Genomic DNA, 18,285 nt, shown 5'->3' with positions numbered 1-18,285 from the left:
TTTGGAGAGGGGAACTGCCAGTCGGCAGTCCCCTGTCGATGCTCCCTTAGGAGCTGAAGTTAGAGGTCGAAGTTAGATCGCGGCCTTGATGGCGCGGGCCAGCTTGTCAGCGGCTTGTTCGGCCGAAAGTGAATCGCTGTTGAAGTAGTTGGTGACAACGTCGTAGATGGCCCCCTGCACGGCAGAGGTGGTCGACATGCCGTGTGCCATGCTTGGCACCAGCCCACCGGATTTGGAGGTGGCGACGAAATCATCCATAGAGGTATGCGCGCAGCTGTCGAAGTTAGCTCGCGGCATTCCGAGGCGTGCAGGGATGGAACCCTTGTTGAGGTTGAAGGTTTCCTGGAACTGCGGCTCCATGATCAGCCGGGCAAGATCAGCCTGGGCTTCTTTACTGCCGCTTCCCTTCACATCAAACATGGCGAAGCTGTCGATATTGAAGGTAAAGGCATTCGACGTCCCCGGTGCGGCGACGCACAGATAATCGGTGCCGGGCTTCTTGCCCGCAGCGGTAAATTCACCCTTGGCCCAATCGCCCATGATCTGCATAGCGGCTTTGCCGTTGATCACCATCGAGGTGGCGATGTTCCAGTCACGACCGGCGGAATCGCTGTCAATATAGTTGCGAAGCTTCTTGAAGGTAGCCAGAATCTCGACCATTTTAGGGCTGGTCAGGGTCGCCTGATCATGTTCGACGAATGCCTTGTGGTAGAACTCGGCACCGCCCTCACCCAGCACGACGGCCTCGAAGACAGTCGCATCCTGCCAGGCCTGACCACCGTGAGCCAGAGGGACATAACCGGCATCCTTGATCTTGTCGGCGACTTCAATGAACTCGCCCCAAGTCTTGGGAATATCCACACCCACGGACTGGAAGATCTCCGGATTAGCCCAGAGCCAGTTGACTCGATGCACGTTGACCGGAACCGCCACGTAATGGCCATCGTACTTCATCACGTCGCTGACCACACCAGGCAGCAACTGATCCCAACCAGCGCTCTCGGCGACAGCGTCCAACTGGGTCAGAAAGCCCAGATCGGCCCACTCCTTAATGTCGAGCCCTTTGATTTGGGCGGCACTTGGCGGGTTGCCGGAAACGGCGCGGGATTTCAGCACCGTCATGGCACTCTCACCGCCACCGCCGGCAACGGCAAAATCTTTCCACTGGTGTCCTTCTTTCTCCAGCAATTGCTTGAGAACAGCGGCGGACTTAGCCTCCCCTCCGGAAGTCCAGTAGTGCAATACTTCAACGTTTCCCGCCTGAGCTCCCAGGCTGATTAGACCGGAAAGCGCGACGCCCAATACGGATTTCTTTGCGAGTTTTATACTCATCGACCTTTACCTTTATTTGTTTTTATCCAGGTTTTGAAGGTTTCCCTCAACCTTTTCCGGAGGAGGTAAGTCGATTTAACCACGCAGCACTGCGGCGTTGGGTTACGTCAGGAAAGGAAGTGTAACAAAGTGTTACATAACCTCCCCGGGTGTTACAGCAAGCCCTATTGGCTCCCAACTGACTCATTAATCCCAAAGGGTCCAGCCCTATACAGCGATCAGCAACCTTCTCTTTTACGCCTTTCCCTGCAAGTAGACTTATCACCTCTAAGCAGGCCCACCGGTACTGCCAAGGCGGTCCTTGACGATGGCCATTAGGCCCTGGGTTGACGCGTCATATTCGGCACTCTTACGCTCTATATTACGACTGATTTCGGTGGCCAGGCGCTTGCCCAACTGCACCCCCCATTGATCGAAAGAATTGATGTTCCAGACCGCTCCCTGCACGAACACTTTGTGTTCATAGAGAGCGATCAGCGCACCGAGGTTTCGCGGACTCAGTTGGTCCAGTAGCAACACGTTGCTGGGCCGATTTCCCGGACAGCTGGCGTAGTCCTGCCGCCCATCGGTGACATCGCCGTTCATAAAGGCGTTGGCCTGGGCCAGCATATTGGTCAATAACGCGAAGTGATGCTCCTCGGTTTCTTCATCGGCCCGTAGTGAGGCAATAAAATCGATGGGAACGAAGCGGGTTCCCTGGTGCAGCAACTGAAAAAACGCATGCTGACCGTTGGAGCCTGTCTGCCCCCAGACAATGGGACCGGTGGCGTAGTCCACGGGGTTGCCCTCGATGTCGACCGATTTGCCGTTGCTCTCCATATCCAGCTGCTGCAGAAACGCAGGCAACTGGTGCAGAGCTTGATCGTAGGGAATGACCGCCTGGGTTTCGGCACCGAGAAAGTTGATGTACCAGATTCCGATCAGCGCCAGAATCACTGGCATATTGGCCTCGAGCGGCGCCTCCATAAAATGGCGGTCCATCTCATAAGCCCCTTCCAACAGCTCGACAAACTGTTGATACCCGATACAAAGGGCGATCGGCAGGCCGATGCTCGACCACAATGAATAGCGTCCCCCTACCCAGGCCCAGAACTCGAAGATGGCGTCTTCGTTGATGCCAAACTTCATCGCCGCCGCCTTGTTGGTGGAGACTGCCACAAAGTGCTGTCCGAGATCTGAGTCCGATGCCCCGGACTTGTCGAGGAACCAGCGTTTGGCACTGTTGGCGTTAAGGAGGGTTTCCTGGGTCGAGAAAGTTTTGGTCGAGACAATGAAGAGGGTCGTCTCCGGATCCAGGTTTTTCAGTACCTTCTTGATGTGCTGGCCATCGACATTGGAGATGAAATGAAAACTGAGCTCTGAATGCTTGTAATGCAGCAGGGCGCGACACACCATATTCGGCCCCAGGTCCGATCCACCGATGCCGATATTGACGACGTTTCGAATCCGCTTGCCAGTATAGCCCCGCCACTCCCCTTCACGAACCTTGTCACTGAACGCTTCGAGCTTCTTCAAACCGGCCTGAATATCGGGCATCACATCCTGTCCGTTAACCACGACCGACTCACCGCCCCGACTCCTTAGTGCCGTGTGCAACACCGGCCGCTTTTCGGTGACGTTGATAATGTCGCCGGAAAACATCTGCGCACGACGTTGACGTAGCGGCGAGTGTTCAGCCAGCTGTAACAGGGACTCCATGACCGCCTCGGAGACGTTGTTTTTCGAATAGTCGAGAAACAGCTCGCCCAAGCGGAGACTCATCTTGCCAAAACGCTCCGGGTCCTTGGCAAAATAATCGGCGATCCGGTCATCGCGGGTTTCATCGGCCAGTCGCTCAAGCTTTTTCCAGCTGACTGAAGAACTGAGATCGTACATGAAATGCCTCGCAGGTTTGTTTGGCCAACCCTAGCCTGGTGATCAAATCCTTGGTTTAGTTTTGATGATCGCCACAGGATTCAGCTGCGTACGGGTTCAATAGATGGATTCATGGATTTGTCTGGTGAAGAGTTAGACAAGTCTGACTGCATCAGTGCCTCGGCAGACGCAGCTCTACCTCGAGCCCCCCTCCATCACGATTTCTAAGGCTCATTTCTCCACCGTGGGCATGGACAATATTGCGGGCGATCCCTAACCCGAGCCCGGTTCCGCCGGTATTACGGTTACGCGAAACCTCCAGTCGGTAATAGGGTTCAAACACCTGATCGATCTGCGAATCCGGGATGCCCGGCCCCCGGTCACGAATACGAATTAACAAATTCTGCGGGCTGTTATGAACATTAACCTCCGCCTGCTGACCATAGAAGATAGCGTTGTCGATCAGGTTGCTGATGCAGCGCTTGAGGGCGATCGGTTTTCCCCAGTAAGCGGGTCCCACTTCACCACTGATCTCGACTCGATGACCGAGCACTTCGGCGTCATCCTGTAACGATTCGAGCAGTGCCATGATATCGATCGGCTGAACCTTCTCGTGAATATCGGTCCCCCGGGCACACTCCAGCGCCCCCGCCACCATGCGCTCTAGCTCTTCCAGGTCTCGCCCGAAGCTGTCACGGTTATCCTCCTTCTCCAGTAATTCGGCTCTCAACCGCAGGCGGGTGATGGGCGTTTTCAGGTCGTGGGAGATGGCGGAAAACAGCCGTTCGCGGTCGGCGATAAAGCGCTGAATCCGCTCCTGCATCCGGTTGAAAGCCTCGGCGGTGGCTCGCACTTCAAGCGGCCCCTGCTCCTCGAGCGGCGGTCGGTCAATGTCGCGACCCAGCATCTCGGCGGCCTGAGCCAGCCGCCCCAGCGGACGGGTCAACCAGCGCACAATCATCGCCCCGAAAAACAACAGGATGATCAGTAAAAGGCCGAGGAACAACAACCGGTCGGTGGGCAGATATTCGGACTCGACCAACAGATCCGACTTGGGCAGCAGTGCCGCCAGGTATAACCATTCGCCTTCCCCCATATCGACCTGGGCCACCAGTATCGGCGGTGACAGGGGGTCGTATATCAGGCTCTGCTGCGACCATCGCGGCGGTAGATCCAGCAACAGGGTTTCGTTGTTGAACACGTGAAGTGTGTCAGGTCGGGAAAAACGGACGATGATGTTCAACTCGTTGCCCAAGCGCTTGCGTAACCCCTCGACAAAATTGTCCACCACAATGCCTTTGAGCTTTGAGTCTTCGATATCCTCGATTTGGATCAGCTCTTTGTTCAGCGACACGAAGAATCTCGTCCCCCCCATATCCCGTAACTGGGACAAGACAATATGGCGGTATTCGCTCGGCAGCGCCTTGAAGAAATTGACCGTCGACGAGACACTCTCGGCCAAGTCCTGAGCCATACGCGCCGCTACCTGCTCCTTGTCCCTATCGATCTGCTGGACCCACACCAGATTGCTGACGACTTGGGCAAGCAATACGCCCAGCACCATCACGGCCAGCATCCGACCGACAAACGACCGACAAACGACCGAGGCAGCATCCGGCCCAACAGACTCATTGGCCGGGCTCCACCTCGGCGGCCAGTACATAGCCGGCGCCCCGGACGGTCTTGATGATATGGGGATCTTTGGCATCCTCCCCGAGTCGCTGGCGCAAGCGGCTGAGCTGCACATCGATACTGCGATCGTATGGGCTGGCCTCCCGCCCCCGGGTCAAACCGAGCAGATCATCGCGGCTGAGCACCTGATTGGGATGCTGAAGAAACAGCAACAGCAGGCTGTAGTCCGCGCCACTCAGCGGCATCACCACGCCTTGCGGATCGATCAAATCTCGATTGACAGTATCCAACCGCCAGTTGGCGAAGCACAGGAAACGACCTTTCGCCGGACCGGCTGACGTTGGGCTGCTACGGCGTAAAACCGCCTTGATTCGGGCCAACAGCTCCCGGGGGTTGAATGGCTTGGCGACATAGTCATCCGCGCCGATCTCGAGGCCGACGATTCGATCGGTTTCCTCGGCGGACGCGGTCAGCATGATGATTGGCGTTTCCGACTCGGCTCGCACACGGCGACAGACGCTGAAGCCATCTTCTCCGGGCATCATCACATCGAGGACAATCAGATCGATGCAAGGATCGGCCTGCAGGTACTCACTGACTCGAGTCCCATCCTCCAGCGCCACCACCCGATAACCGTTTTTTTGCAGATAAGATTCCAACAGCTCACGAATCTCCCGGTCGTCATCGACGATCAGGATCTGCTTGCTTTGTTCTGCTGAGGTCATGAACTCTCCGCCGAAATTAACCATCCACCTTTGAAAAGCTTACACCAGTCCCTACCGATGCCTAGCCAATCTACAGCCAACTATCTCAGGGCGCCCAGTAGATGGCCAACGGCACCTGATGTTGTCTAAGCACTGCACGGACCGGCATCTGTTCGACCGGACCCGACTGCAGGGCTTGGCCCAGTACCGGAAGCTTGGATTCGCCGCACAGGTGAAGGTAGATCTGTTCGCTGCGTAACAGCCGCGCCAGGGTCAACGTCATCCGAGCGTGGGGCGCAGCGGGCGGCGTCAAGGAAAGACAGGCCGATGCGGTCGATGGGTCGAGCGCCTCGAACAGAGCCTCGGCACCGGGGAAAAAGGATGCGGTATGGCCGTCTTCTCCCATCCCAAGAATGACCACATCCAACCGATCCGGCAGCTCACCAAGACGAGCCCGGCATGCCTCGGCGCCATCTTCGGCCAGCTCCGCCGACGTTTTAAGCCCGATAAACCGGGCAGATCCGGCCTGGTTTTGTAGCAGGTGTTCGCGCACCAAGCGCTCGTTGCTGTCCTTTGAATCAGGTGCAACCCAGCGCTCATCGGCCAGCGTGATGACCACCCTTGACCAATCCAGCGACTCCCGTGACAGCGCCTCGAACAGGCCGATCGGTGTACGACCGCCGGACACGACCAGCGCCGCATGACCTCGCTGATCCAAGGCAATTCGCAGTCGCTCAGCGATCTCTCGACCGAGCTGAAGATTCAAGGCGTCCCGATCTTGAAACCGAATCGGGGTGTGTTGAGTAGATACATTTTCGCTCATTCGATCCCCCTATTCGTGCCAGGACCGTCCATCACGCTCAATCAGCGCAATGGAACCGATCGGCCCCCAGGTTCCCGCCGAATAGGGTTTCACCTCGTCGTGAGACTCTTCCCAGGCTTGAATCAAGGCATCGCACCAGCTCCAGGAAGCCTCGACCTCATCACGACGGACGAACAGCGACTGGTTGCCACGCATCGCCTCGAGTAGCAACCGCTCGTAGGCATCGGGTATACGTCGATTGTCTTCCTGGTCGGAAAAATTCAGATTCAGGGCTCGAGACTGTAGCGCCATACCCTTGTCCAGACTCTGCTCCTTGGTCACCACCTGCAAACGAATCCCTTCATCGGGTTGCAGCCGGATAATCAGCTTGTTGCTGACCATCGCCTTCTGTTTGGGATCAAAAATATAGTGCGGCTGGTTCCTGTAGAAGATGACGATTTCAGACATCTTCGTCGGCATCCGTTTACCGGTCCGCAGATAGAACGGCACACCCGCCCAGCGCCAGTTGTCGATACTGGCTCGCAGAGCAACAAAGGTTTCGGTATTGCTCGCTCCCTGGCTACCCTCCTCTTCATGGTAGCCGGGACAGGCCTGTCCCTCGACCGCCCCCGAGGTGTACTGCCCCCGTACCGCCCGCTTACCCACATTTTCCTGAGTGATGGGACGCAACGCTCGCAACACCTTTAGCTTCTCGTCCCGGATTCCATCGGCCGACAGCTGGCTCGGCGGGTCCATCGCCACCATGCAAAGCAGTTGAAGCAGGTGGTTCTGCACCATATCGCGCATCTGCCCCACCTTGTCGTAGTAGCTCCAACGCCCTTCGATACCGACGGTCTCTGAAACAGTGATCTGAACGTGGTCGATAAAATTCTGATTCCACTGGGCGCCGAACAGGTTGTTGGCAAAGCGCAGAGCGATCAGATTCTGTACCGTTTCCTTACCGAGGTAGTGGTCGATCCGGTAGATGCGATCCTCATTGAAATACTCGCTCACGGTGTCATTGATAAGCTTGGAGCTCTCCAAATCATGGCCGATAGGCTTTTCCAGAATAATCCGGGTGGTATCGGTCAGCGCATTGGCGCCATGCAGGTGCTTGCAGATATCTCCGTAGAGCGCCGGTGGTGTCGCCAGGTAGTTCACCATCACCCGTTCACTCTGATCGACGAACTTGGCCAGTCGTAGAAAATCCTTGGCCTGGGCGAAATCCACCTGCACATAGTGCAACCGTTCGGCAACCCCCTCCCAGACCGCATTATCAAAATCCTGCTGCGGAACAAAGCGAACGAGGGTTGCCTTAATGGATTCAACGAACTCATCCCGGCTTTCCTCCCCCCGAGCTACGCCGACCAAGCGAGTCCCCGGGTGCAGCAACTGTTCTCGATAGAGGTAATAGAGCGCAGGAAAGAGCTTGCGCATGGACAGATCACCCTTGGCCCCGAACAGAACAAAGTCGCAGGGTTGATCCTTAAGAATGGCGTTCATTGTCGGACTCCTAATAAGCAGGCCTTTTCGTAACTTAGCAACATACTACCCAACAAAAAGCACTAAAAAAAGCCTTTAGGTAACTTTATTATGTTATTTAACACCCTTAGCGACTGGTACAAAGACCCTTCATTATTTCCAACAAATACGAACAAATCATTTAAAAACAAAGATTTTTGCCGTTTACCTGTTCATTAGGGTAGAAAATTCTATCCATAATAGGCAAAACAATTACGCCGGGGCAATTTACATAAACACCCAAGCTGAAGTAATTTAATTACAATGATTGCATATCAACCGCCGACAGCCCAGGTCGTCGATCAAACCCTAGACCGGAATAGCTCGGGTCGCCAGAGGGACAACCTCCCCCAACAGACCAGCTATCAACCCAGGAGCCTTCCCCATGGATCCATCGCTTATTATCCCAGGCCGAGTAGAGCCAACTACCGACCGGTCTGGACTACGCATGATTCAGCTGAACCATTCAAAGGGCCAAGCGCAAATCTGCCTGCAGGGGGCACAGGTTATCGAATTTACCCCTGCCAACCAGCCGCCGGTGCTGTGGTTGAGTAACAACAGTCGCTTCGAGACCGGTAAAGCGATCCGAGGCGGAATCCCGATCTGCTGGCCCTGGTTTGGCGACCACCCCACGGACCCGACACTTCCGGCCCACGGATTCGCCCGCAACAGCGCCTGGACGGTGCTGGCATCCCAAGCCGATGATCACTCAACCAACCTGACACTCGGCCTTGAGGACAACGAATCGACGCGCGCACTTTGGCCTTTTGGGTTCAAGCTGGAGCTGAACGTCCGACTCAGCCAGGCCCTGACCCTGACCCTCACCACCCACAACAGCAACAGAACAGACATTCAGGTCAGCGAAGCGCTGCACAGTTACTTTGCCATCGACGATATCCATCACACGCAAATTTCTGGCCTTGAGGGCAGCCGTTATCAGGACAAGCTCCGTCACGGCATGCCAGTCAATCAGCAGGGGGCGGTCCGTATACGCGCCGAGACCGACCGAGTTTATCTGAACCACGAGTCGCCCTTGACCATTGACGACCCGGGCAATCGCCGCCGCATTGAAATACAGAAACAAAGAAGCCGAACGACGGTAATCTGGAACCCTTGGCAAGCTAAATCCGCCGCTATGACCGATATGACAGACGATGGCTACGCCAGGATGCTGTGCGTCGAGTCGGCCAATGCATTGGATAACACACTGCAGATTCCCCCCGGCGGAACTCATTCGCTGACAACCCGACTCGAATCAATCCCCTACAAAGAACCAAACAGGAACTCCAACGAGGCACCATGAAAACCATCAAAACGGCTTTAGTTGGATATGGTTTTTCAGCTAAAACCTTCCACCTGCCTTTTCTACAAACCCTGGAGCAATTCAAGGTCACGGCCGTCAGCACAAGCAAACCGCAAGGGTTGGATGAGGCCGCACCCGACGCCAAGGCTTACCAAGCCGCCGAGGCAATGATCGACCGTTGCGATGCCGAGCTGGTCATCATTACGGCCCCCAACGACGCCCACTTCCCCCTAGCCAAAAGAGCACTCGAGCGAGGAAAGCACGTGGTGGTCGACAAACCCTTCGTGGTTCGATCGCAAGAGGGAATGACGCTGATTGAACTCGCCAAGCAACAAGGGATTTTGCTATCGGTGTTCCACAATCGCCGCTGGGACGGCGACTTCCTCACTCTCAAACACCTGATTGCCAGCGGCCGCCTGGGTGACATCCGAGTTTTCAACACCCAGTTCGACCGTTTTCGCCCCGTGGTCCGGCAGCGTTGGCGTGAGCTCCCGGGCAGCGGTACCGGCATCTGGTTCGATCTCGGCCCCCATCTCGTCGACCAGGCATTGCAGCTTTTTGGGATGCCCGAAGCCGTTAGCGCCCGTTGCCCAGCGCTAAGAGCCGGGGGCGAAGTGACCGACTATTTTCACGTTCAGCTTCACTACCCCCAACTCGAAGCCGTGCTGCGAAGCAGTCCCTTCTGCGCCGGCCCCAACCTGCGATTCGAGCTGCAGGGTAGCTGCGGCAGCTACCGCAAGTTTGGCCTTGATCCCCAGGAATCCCGCTTAATTGCCGGCCTGAATCCCATCGAGGATGACTGGGCCCAAGAAACTGCCGATGCCTACGGCACACTGCACACAGAAGAAGGTAGTGAAACCATTGTCACCAATTGCGGAGGTTACCAGCATTACTACCACCAGCTGGCAGGAGCGATTATGGGCTGCGCACCCAACCCTGTACCGGCGGAAGAAGCACTGGCGGTGATGCGAATTATTGAAGCCGCCGAAATCAGCAGCAGAACCGGACAGATGTTTGCGCCGCCCGCGTAGACAGCCCCAACCACCGCCCCGAATAGATCGATACGGCGCAAACTCAGCGCCTCCTTTCTACGGATCCGGCTGACCCGGATAACTAACCGCCGGCACAAAAAAGGCCGCCACAAGTGGCGGCCAAGGAGCCGGTGTCTGTCTCAACACCTTGGATTTCATCGGATGCCGACCTGATGAGACCTCCGATGAAAAATCGCGGGAGCTACCCCAATCAATCAGCGCCCCCCTGGGCCAAAGCCACCGCCCCGGCAGCCAGGGCGGTAATCCCCTCCCAATCGCGGTTGCGGATCAATTCGGCGGGCACAATCCAGGATCCACCCACACAACAGACATTGGGCAGTGCCAGATAGTCCAGGAAGTTGTCCGGCCCAATCCCGCCGGTAGGACAAAAGCGAACCCCAGGAAAAGGACCAGCAATGGATTTCAACGCAGGCGCACCGCCGTTGGTCTCAGCGGGGAAAAACTTAAAGGCCCGATATCCCGATTCCATAGCCACCATCAGCTCCGACACGGTGCTGATGGCTGGCAGATAGGGAAGCTGGGATTCAATACCGGCTTTCAGCAACGCCGGCGTTGCCCCGGGGCTGATGGCGAAAACACCACCGGCGTCTTCGACCGCCTGCAACTGCTCGGGCTTGGTCACGGTTCCAGCCCCAACAATAGCGCCTTCCACCTCGACGGAGATCGCCTGAATTGCATCAAGAGCAGCCTCCGTTCGCAATGTCACTTCCAATACTTTCAAACCGCCCGCGACCAGCGCTTTGGCCAAGGGAACTGCGTCTTCAACCCGTTCGATAACCAGAACCGGCATCACCGGCGAGGTATTCAAAATTACATCGACATCGGTACTCATCACTACTCCTCGCTTTGGCCTGCCATGAGGCCGTTGTTCTTCAACACGGCTGCCGATCCGATCAGGCCGGGATGTTCGGCAGTCACCACGTAGGTGGGAATTGCAGCCATGTAATCCCTGAACCGTCCCTTCGATTCAAATCGGGCTCTAAACTGACTGTTGGTAAAAAAGTCCAGCATGCGCGGGATAATGCCTCCGGTTATATACACTCCACCTTGGGCCCCCAGGGTCAGGGCGGTATTACCCGCAACACTGCCCAGCATGGCGCAGAAGCACTCCAGTACCTCCAGGCACAAACTATCGCCACAATCCAATGCGTTCGAACTGATCTGGGCCGGGGTCAATTCATCGGCGGATTGTCCTCGTATCTCCGCCAATGCCTGATGAAGGTTGACCAACCCCATGCCCGATAACAGGCGCTCCACCGATACGTGCTCATGATGACGCCAGAGGTATCGAAGAATATCGACCTCAAGCTCATTGGCGGGGGCGAAGTCCACGTGACCACCTTCGGTTACGACCGCTACCGCGCCCTGTTCTGACAGCACCAATCCGCCCACACCTAAGCCCGTGCCGGGACCGAGCATGGCCAGAGGTTGCCCCGCAAACGCGTCACCCCCACCCACCTGCACCAGCCCGTCGGTGTCCAGATTGGGAATCGCATGGGCCTGGGCGGCGTAATCGTTGATGATCTCCAGCCGCTCCAGCCCCAAGGCGCTTTGTAATTCGATCCGGGAGAAGGACCAGCCGTTGTTAGTCATGGAAATTCGATCGCGGGTGGTGGGGCAGGCGATCGCCAGACAGACCTGACGGGGCATCAGCTGGGCACCGACTCGCTCCAGATAGGCACGAATCGCCGCTTCGATCGACGAGTGATCATCGACCGCCAGCGTCAGCACCCGGGTAGGATTCAGTCCGCCGGGCTCCACCAGAGCGAAACGGGCATTGGTGCCGCCGATATCGGCGACCAGAGAGGACCTTGAGCGGGTATCGATCACTGGACTCCCTCCAGCGCGGCTTCCGCCTGAAACAGCACACTAGCCCCCTGTTCTGCACCGGTCGCCTGCCGGCGCATTCCGGCAAACAGCTCCCGCCCCATGCCGTATTGATTGGCGGACAGGTCGGCCTGAACCGGTTCGCGAGCTTCCAGCTCATCGGCCTCGACCAGCAGACTAAGCTCGCCGGTGAGGGAATCGAGCCGGACCAGATCACCTTCGCGGACCCTGGCCAAAGCGCCGCCCTGGCAGGCTTCCGGCGTCACATGGATCGCCGCCGGCACCTTGCCGGAGGCCCCCGACATCCGACCGTCGGTCACAAGCGCCACCTGATAGCCCCGGTCCTGCAGCACCCCGAGAAACGGGGTCAACTTGTGCAGCTCCGGCATCCCGTTGGCACGGGGCCCCTGGAAACGGACGACTACCACGCAGTCCCGATCCAGCTCACCCCGCTGGAACATCGGCTCCAACTCATTCTGATCATGCAGAATCACCGCCGGTGCTTCCACCACCCGATGCTGCGGCTTGACCGCCGAGGTCTTGATCACCCCGCGACCGAGGTTGCCGCTCATTAACTTAACCCCGCCATCCGCAGCGAAGGGCGCCTCAATATCGGCGATCACCTCCCGGTCCAGCGACGTATCGGGGCCGGGGCGCCAGGTCAGCTTATCCTCGTCCAGGAACGGCTCCTCGGTATATTGCTGCAATCCCCGACCGGTCACGGTCAGCACATCCTCATGCAACAGCCCCAGGTCCAGCAACTGACGGAACAGTAGCGCCATGCCGCCGGCAGCGTGGAAATGGTTGATATCGGCGGTGCCGTTGGGATAGATCTTGGTTAATGAAGGAACCGCCGCCGACAGGTCGGAAAAGTCGTCCCAATTAATCATCACCCCGGCCGCGCGGGCAATCGCCACCAGATGCATGGTGTGGTTGGTGGAACCGCCGGTGGCCAGCAGCGCCACAATGCCGTTGACGATTGCCTTCTCGTCGATCACCTGGGCCAGTGGCCGGTAGTCGCCGCCCTGCTCGGTAATTCTGCAGACCTGCTCAGCCGCCGCCTTGGTCAGCGCATCGCGCAACGGGGTATTGGGATTAACAAAGGAAGCGCCGGGAAGATGCAATCCCATCGACTCCATCAAAAGCTGATTGCTATTGGCGGTGCCATAAAACGTACAGGTACCCGGCCCATGATAGGATTGGGATTCGCACTCCAGCAGCGCGGCTCGATCGGCCTTGCCTTCGGCATAGAGCTGCCGAATACGGGCCTTCTCCGGATTCGATAACCCCGACGTCATGGGGCCGGCTGGGACAAACACCGTCGGCAGATGACCAAAGCTCAACGCTCCCAATAACAGACCGGGAACGATCTTGTCGCACACCCCAAGACAGAGAACCCCGTCGAACATATTGTGCGATAGCGCCACCGCGGTAGACATCGCGATCGTATCGCGGCTGAACAGGCTCAACTCCATCCCGTCCTGCCCCTGAGTCACACCATCACACATCGCCGGTACCCCACCAGCAAACTGCGCCACTGATCCCATCCCGCGAACCGCATCCTTGATCAACGCCGGGAACTGTTCCAATGGTTGATGAGCTGACAGCATATCGTTGTAAGCTGAAACGATGGCGATGTTGGCCTTGTTCATCAGTTTAAGTTCGGATTTATCCTGCTCACCACAGGCAGCGAAGCCATGGGCCAGATTGCCGCAGGAAAGCACAGAACGATGAGGACGCTGAGATCTCGCCTGCTCCATACGCGCCAAGTAGGCACTACGTGAATCACGACTGCGCTCGATAATCCGCGCGGTGACCGACTCAATACTGGAATTCATGCTCTATCTCCTCTCAGGTCCCCCTGAGTTTGGTGCCAATCAGAGGCTTTCGCCATCTTCAATAAATGTAAGTTACTTACACGATAACCAACACAGAACCGGTATTGCAATCATTTTTTCTAAATTGATCTAATTAAATTACGTGATATTAATCCCACCTATCGAAAATGCTTTCTTGAGCACCGAATAGGCTTGGAGCGATGTACTCAACCTAAGAAAGCCTATATCGAGAAGCTCCTGCAACCTATGCCGCCGAATCGTTAGAAATCATAGTGAAGAAGACCTGCAGCAGTGGCAGTGGCAGTGGCAGCGTTTTCACCGAATTGCCGGGTACTCCTGTGTCTAGATAACCAGGCTCGCGTTGCTTCCTCCCAGCCCTAGATAGCGGGCATGAATCGGGCTCAAACGATGATCATTAATTGATTTAATCTACTAGATGATCTTGATGTCGCAATTTTGTGACAATTCCAAGACAACCCTCCGAGATCTTTCAACCCTTTGGGGGCGCTGTTCTAGCCACCGATCCAGTCCAATCCTTGTCGTCGCCGATCCTAGTGTCTGCCATCGGCAACAGAGCAATTTGCTTAATTAACAATAGGTTAGCCATTTACACTTAGGCACTGTCGGTAAACAGCGACAGGAAACAGTCCTGTGCCCAATCATTAATCCAATATAACACTTTGATTTATAAGAATATTAACTCGTTGGCACGATGCTTGATAAGGCATACCTATCCGTCAGACTTCTGCTCGGGTGTATTACAAACTTAGAACCCATTGATAAGGAATTCTTTATGAAGATTAAAACGTTATGTGCCATCGCTTTTGCCACCACTTCCTTGGCCGCCTATGCTGCCGAGAAGCCTGAGTTCACCACCGTTGACGCCGACGCCGACGGCTTTATCAGCGCCGAAGAAGCGGCAACCGTGCCCGGTCTGAGCGAAGTATTCGTACAGTCTGACATGGACAAAGACGGCAAGCTGAGCGAAGCCGAGTACAGCGAGATCAGCTAATTCGGTGCTGACGGCGCTACCGACTAAGCCAGTCCTCAGCCGCCGGGGATCCTTCTGGGTCGTAATCAAGGACAAGATGCGACTCCCCCGGCGGCAGGCAGACGAGATCGATAAAATTACCCTACCCAGGTCACCCACCCAGATCGATCTAACGACTTCTAGCCCAGCGTGCCGTCTCTGCGAAACTACAGCTGATCAATCCTGAAAACGACTGATTAAGACTTCAAAGGCCGCCAAACGGCGGCCTTCTTCCCCCTGACAGCATTCGACCCCGCCCCGGCCCTTGTCCAAAAGCATTGCACTTCTCGGACCTTACCGCTTTTTGGATTAAGGCAGCTCGCTAGACCTTATTCATAGGTTGCCTGGCAACGAACTAATCGTCGCTTACCCCATCGGCAACGTAATATGTATATGACAACTTAGACTATGTATAAGAGCTGTTATTCCATTAGAGTATGAACACTCGTAAAACAACGGGCCCGCCGTACCCTACGCCCGGACAGCAAACTGGCCCAAGGTGATAACAGAGATGATCAACACGTCGAACCCTGAACTAGCCCAACTAGCAGCTTCAAAACAAAACGCCAACCCTGCCCTGCGCCTGATTCTCATGATCGGACTCGGCTCTCTGGGCATCCTGCTCTACCTAGCACTTCTGGCCATTGAAGCAAGCCCCCTGATCAGTTTCGCGGTGATGTTCTTTATCTTTGTGCCGGTAAGCCGGGCAATCTACAACAGGTACAGCCCCTCCAGTACCGATCAAGATTAACGCTGCCCAAGGGTTCTCACTAAGCCCTTGGTCTACGTCTTAAGCCTTTAGCCCCGTCAAACGCCAGCTACCAGTTGGCGTTTTTGCATCTATCGCTCCCCCTGGCGGAAAACTATCCGCAGCCGACTTCGACGCAGAGCCCGTTTCGACGCCCGTCATCGCTGCTATCTGCTATCCGTGTCCATGCCCTACGCCCTACGTGATTGTTGCTCGATATTCGCCGCTAATGGCTCCAACACTTCCCGGCACAGCATCAGCAACGCCTTAACGCCTCTTTAATACCCTCGTCTTTATCCTTCAACGCCTGTAACGACTGGAAAGCCTTTGCAGCGACTGAAACGATGAAGCGACTTGCAACAACACTCCGACTCGTCGGTATTACCCTGGCCCTGTCGGGCTGCTCAACAATTGGCAGAACCGATTTCGCAAACCGCCCGATTGAGCCTATCAACAGCCTCGAAGCCTGGCGTCAACAACAAACCGGCGCTACCCAAGCTGCCAGTTTGACGGACCTGATCCAGTCAGAAGCGCTGAATGAGCTGATTGAGATAGGGCTGCTCAACAACCCTGGAGTCCGCCAAACCGCCCTGGCCATACAGATAGCCGACGAAAATGTGGCGAACGCCAGGGGGGACCAACTGCCTCTGTCCCAAACAAAAACGCCCCACCAAACGGCGGGGCGCGATAAAAACCGGCTTCACTCAGCGCGGTTGCATACGGATACCGCCATCCAAACGGATGCACTCGCCGTTGAGGTAGTCGTTCTCGACGATAAACTCCGCCAGCTTGGCGATCTCATCGGCCCGTCCCAAGCGTTTCGGATTCAGCACACTGGCTGACAGCGATTCGACCACTTCCTGGGGAAGGGAATCAAACATCGGCGTGTGGATCAGACCGGGAACGATGGTGTTCACCCGCACCCCCAGCGACGCCAGATCCCGGGCGATAGGCAAGGTCATGCCCACCACCCCTCCTTTGGACGCGCTGTAGGCCGCCTGGCCCATCTGGCCTTCATAGGCGGCGATGGACGCAGTATTGATAATCACCCCCCGGCCACCGTCTTCATTGACCGGTTCGTTCATGGCCATCTGCGCTGCGGCCAGCCGCAACACGTTGAAGGTGCCAACCAGGTTGACATCGATCACCCGCTTAAAGCTATCCAACGGGAAGGGGCCGTCACGGCCGACGGTTTTGGCACTCTGCGAGATGCCGGCAAAGTTACAGCAGATATGCACCGCGCCGAAGGCATCGACAACACCTGCAACTGCACCTTCAACCGAAGCTTCGTCGGCAACATTGACGTTGAAGTAACGTACCGCATCGCCAAGCTCCGCCACCAACGCCTCACCGCGGGTGTCGTTCATATCGAACAGGGCAACCTGGGCACCCTTACCGACATAAGCGCGCACCGTCGCTTCACCCAGGCCCGACGCGCCACCGGTAACGATGGCGACTTTTCCTTTGATATCCATAACTCGTCTCCCCTGGCCTTACTCGGTCAACAGCGCACGGCCGATAATCAATTTCATGATTTCGCTGGTACCGCCATAGATACACTGTACCCGGGAGTCGGCGAAGGCACGGGCCACCGGATACTCCCACATGTAACCGTAACCGCCGTGCAGCTGTAGGCAGCGATTGATGGTCTTGAATTGCAACTCGGTAGCCAACAGCTTGGCCTTGGAAGCGGTTACCGTATCCAGATTGCCGTCCACGTGCAGTTCCAGACAGCGGTCGACAAACACCCGCATCGCCGTTAGTTCGGCATCCATCTCCGCCAGTTCGAACTGGGTGTTTTGGAAGGTGGCGACCGATTTGCCGAACGCCTTGCGCTCTTTGACGTATTCCACCGTCTGATCGACGATCGAACGGGCGTGGGAAACCGCCAACACGGCGATACTCAGACGCTCCTGTGGCAGCTCCCGCATCAGGTAAGCAAAGCCCTGGCCTTCGGCCCCGAGCAGGTTCTCCTTCGGCACCCGAACGTCCTGGAAGAACAGCTCGGAGGTGTCCTGGGCCTTCATTCCCACCTTTTCCAGGTTGCTGCCCTTCTGGAAGCCGGGAGTACCCGCCTCCACCAGGATCAGGCTGGTGCCCTTGGCACCGGCGCCGGGGTCGGTTTTGCAGACCACGACCACCAGATCCGCATGCTGACCGTTGGTAATAAAGGTCTTGGAGCCGTTGATAACGTACTCGTCGCCATCCAGTATCGCGGTGGTCTTAACCCCCTGCAGGTCGGAGCCGGTGCCCGGCTCGGTCATCGCGATGGCGGTCACGATGTCGCCGGACACGCAACCCGGCAGATACTTCTGTTTCTGCGCCTCGGTACCGAAGTTAACGATATAGGGCACCGCAATATCCGAATGAAGGCCGAAACCGACCCCCATCAGCCCCAGACGCGAAAACTCCTCACCCACGATGGCGTTGTAGCGAAAATCCAGTTCCAATCCGCCATAAGCCTCCGGCACGGTGGGAGCCAGCAGCCCCAGCTCGCCGGCTTTGCGCCACAACTCACGGTCGATCTGACCTTCTTTCTCCCACTGCTCGTGGAACGGCAGCGCCTCACTTTCGAAGAACTTGCGCACACTATCGCGGAACAGCTCGTGATCGCTGTCGTAAACGGTTCTTGGAATCATGCT

Annotated in this window: 15 protein-coding genes; 4 read left to right on the top strand and 11 right to left on the bottom strand. The window is 56.6% G+C overall.

The window, feature by feature from the left end:
* Positions 1 to 72 precede the first annotated feature (72 nt).
* The 6 genes from DV711_RS02190 to zwf form a co-directional block, all read right to left on the bottom strand.
* Positions 73 to 1,332, bottom strand: coding sequence for an ABC transporter substrate-binding protein (locus DV711_RS02190; protein WP_207802514.1), 1,260 nt, complete (start codon positions 1,330 to 1,332; stop codon positions 73 to 75).
* Between the two features lie 267 nt (positions 1,333 to 1,599).
* Positions 1,600 to 3,207, bottom strand: coding sequence for a glucose-6-phosphate isomerase (pgi, locus tag DV711_RS02185; protein WP_114694005.1), 1,608 nt, complete (start codon positions 3,205 to 3,207; stop codon positions 1,600 to 1,602).
* 151 nt (positions 3,208 to 3,358) lie between these two features.
* Positions 3,359 to 4,849, bottom strand: coding sequence for an ATP-binding protein (locus DV711_RS02180; RefSeq protein WP_114694004.1), 1,491 nt, complete (start codon positions 4,847 to 4,849; stop codon positions 3,359 to 3,361).
* Positions 4,815 to 5,543, bottom strand: a complete 729-nt coding sequence (locus DV711_RS02175) for a response regulator (protein ID WP_114694888.1) — start codon at positions 5,541 to 5,543, stop codon at positions 4,815 to 4,817. Before DV711_RS02175 ends, DV711_RS02180 begins: the two co-directional genes overlap by 35 nt.
* A gap of 85 nt (positions 5,544 to 5,628) precedes the next feature.
* Positions 5,629 to 6,345, bottom strand: a complete 717-nt coding sequence (gene pgl / locus DV711_RS02170; RefSeq protein ID WP_114694003.1) for a 6-phosphogluconolactonase — start codon at positions 6,343 to 6,345, stop codon at positions 5,629 to 5,631.
* Between the two features lie 9 nt (positions 6,346 to 6,354).
* A complete protein-coding gene (gene zwf / locus DV711_RS02165) occupies positions 6,355 to 7,827 on the bottom strand; it encodes a glucose-6-phosphate dehydrogenase (RefSeq protein ID WP_114694002.1) in 1,473 nt (490 codons plus the stop codon).
* Between the two features lie 466 nt (positions 7,828 to 8,293).
* On the opposite strand from zwf, the gene DV711_RS02160 reads away from it, so the two are divergent.
* Positions 8,294 to 9,148 carry a D-hexose-6-phosphate mutarotase gene (locus DV711_RS02160; RefSeq protein WP_165839969.1) on the top strand — a complete coding sequence of 285 codons (855 nt, stop codon included), beginning with the start codon at positions 8,294 to 8,296 and terminating at the stop codon, positions 9,146 to 9,148.
* Positions 9,145 to 10,179, top strand: a complete 1,035-nt coding sequence (locus tag DV711_RS02155; RefSeq protein WP_114694000.1) for an oxidoreductase — start codon at positions 9,145 to 9,147, stop codon at positions 10,177 to 10,179. Before DV711_RS02160 ends, DV711_RS02155 begins: the two co-directional genes overlap by 4 nt.
* Positions 10,180 to 10,390: 211 nt before the next feature.
* Here DV711_RS02155 and DV711_RS02150 read toward each other — a convergent pair whose 3' ends face one another.
* Genes DV711_RS02150 through edd form a run of 3 tightly spaced genes read right to left on the bottom strand, consistent with a single transcriptional unit; the run spans position 10,391 to position 13,865 of the window.
* Complete coding sequence (locus DV711_RS02150) at positions 10,391 to 11,032, bottom strand: bifunctional 4-hydroxy-2-oxoglutarate aldolase/2-dehydro-3-deoxy-phosphogluconate aldolase (RefSeq protein ID WP_114693999.1); 642 nt, start codon at positions 11,030 to 11,032, stop codon at positions 10,391 to 10,393.
* Positions 11,033 to 11,034: 2 nt separating this feature from the next.
* On the bottom strand, positions 11,035 to 12,030 hold the full coding sequence (locus DV711_RS02145) for a glucokinase (RefSeq protein ID WP_114693998.1): 996 nt from the start codon (positions 12,028 to 12,030) through the stop codon (positions 11,035 to 11,037).
* Positions 12,027 to 13,865, bottom strand: a complete 1,839-nt coding sequence (gene edd / locus DV711_RS02140) for a phosphogluconate dehydratase (RefSeq protein WP_114693997.1) — start codon at positions 13,863 to 13,865, stop codon at positions 12,027 to 12,029. Before edd ends, DV711_RS02145 begins: the two co-directional genes overlap by 4 nt.
* 793 nt (positions 13,866 to 14,658) lie before the next feature.
* Between edd and DV711_RS02135 the strand changes: the two genes are divergently transcribed.
* Entirely contained in the window at positions 14,659 to 14,877 is a 219-nt protein-coding gene (locus DV711_RS02135) for an EF-hand domain-containing protein (protein WP_114693996.1), read from the top strand.
* 529 nt (positions 14,878 to 15,406) lie between these two features.
* On the top strand, positions 15,407 to 15,646 hold the full coding sequence (locus tag DV711_RS02130) for a hypothetical protein (RefSeq protein ID WP_114693995.1): 240 nt from the start codon (positions 15,407 to 15,409) through the stop codon (positions 15,644 to 15,646).
* 701 nt (positions 15,647 to 16,347) lie between these two features.
* Here the strand turns inward: DV711_RS02130 and DV711_RS02120 are convergent.
* Both DV711_RS02120 and DV711_RS02115 read right to left on the bottom strand, forming a co-directional pair.
* A complete protein-coding gene (locus DV711_RS02120; protein WP_114693993.1) occupies positions 16,348 to 17,118 on the bottom strand; it encodes a 3-hydroxyacyl-CoA dehydrogenase in 771 nt (256 codons plus the stop codon).
* A gap of 18 nt (positions 17,119 to 17,136) precedes the next feature.
* Positions 17,137 to 18,282 carry an acyl-CoA dehydrogenase family protein gene (locus DV711_RS02115; RefSeq protein ID WP_114693992.1) on the bottom strand — a complete coding sequence of 382 codons (1,146 nt, stop codon included), beginning with the start codon at positions 18,280 to 18,282 and terminating at the stop codon, positions 17,137 to 17,139.
* Positions 18,283 to 18,285 lie beyond the last annotated feature (3 nt).

The organism is Motiliproteus coralliicola, from assembly GCF_003345655.1.
Lineage (GTDB): Bacteria > Pseudomonadota > Gammaproteobacteria > Pseudomonadales > Balneatricaceae > Motiliproteus > Motiliproteus coralliicola.
The sequence above is the reverse complement of the archived record's forward strand: the minus strand, read 5'-3'. Positions and strand labels throughout refer to the sequence as shown.

What these genes read in the sequence shown, in the direction of transcription:
- DV711_RS02190 (WP_207802514.1), bottom strand. Translation starts at nt 1,332, where the DNA reads ATGAGTATAAAACTCGCAAAGAAATCCGTATTGGGCGTCGCGCTTTCC.
- pgi (WP_114694005.1), bottom strand. Translation starts at nt 3,207, where the DNA reads ATGTACGATCTCAGTTCTTCAGTCAGCTGGAAAAAGCTTGAGCGACTG.
- DV711_RS02180 (WP_114694004.1), bottom strand. Translation starts at nt 4,849, where the DNA reads ATGTACTGGCCGCCGAGGTGGAGCCCGGCCAATGAGTCTGTTGGGCCG.
- DV711_RS02175 (WP_114694888.1), bottom strand. Translation starts at nt 5,543, where the DNA reads ATGACCTCAGCAGAACAAAGCAAGCAGATCCTGATCGTCGATGACGAC.
- pgl (WP_114694003.1), bottom strand. Translation starts at nt 6,345, where the DNA reads ATGAGCGAAAATGTATCTACTCAACACACCCCGATTCGGTTTCAAGAT.
- zwf (WP_114694002.1), bottom strand. Translation starts at nt 7,827, where the DNA reads ATGAACGCCATTCTTAAGGATCAACCCTGCGACTTTGTTCTGTTCGGG.
- DV711_RS02160 (WP_165839969.1), top strand. Translation starts at nt 8,294, where the DNA reads ATGATTCAGCTGAACCATTCAAAGGGCCAAGCGCAAATCTGCCTGCAG.
- DV711_RS02155 (WP_114694000.1), top strand. Translation starts at nt 9,145, where the DNA reads ATGAAAACCATCAAAACGGCTTTAGTTGGATATGGTTTTTCAGCTAAA.
- DV711_RS02150 (WP_114693999.1), bottom strand. Translation starts at nt 11,032, where the DNA reads ATGAGTACCGATGTCGATGTAATTTTGAATACCTCGCCGGTGATGCCG.
- edd (WP_114693997.1), bottom strand. Translation starts at nt 13,865, where the DNA reads ATGAATTCCAGTATTGAGTCGGTCACCGCGCGGATTATCGAGCGCAGT.
- DV711_RS02135 (WP_114693996.1), top strand. Translation starts at nt 14,659, where the DNA reads ATGAAGATTAAAACGTTATGTGCCATCGCTTTTGCCACCACTTCCTTG.
- DV711_RS02130 (WP_114693995.1), top strand. Translation starts at nt 15,407, where the DNA reads ATGATCAACACGTCGAACCCTGAACTAGCCCAACTAGCAGCTTCAAAA.
- DV711_RS02120 (WP_114693993.1), bottom strand. Translation starts at nt 17,118, where the DNA reads ATGGATATCAAAGGAAAAGTCGCCATCGTTACCGGTGGCGCGTCGGGC.
- DV711_RS02115 (WP_114693992.1), bottom strand. Translation starts at nt 18,282, where the DNA reads ATGATTCCAAGAACCGTTTACGACAGCGATCACGAGCTGTTCCGCGAT.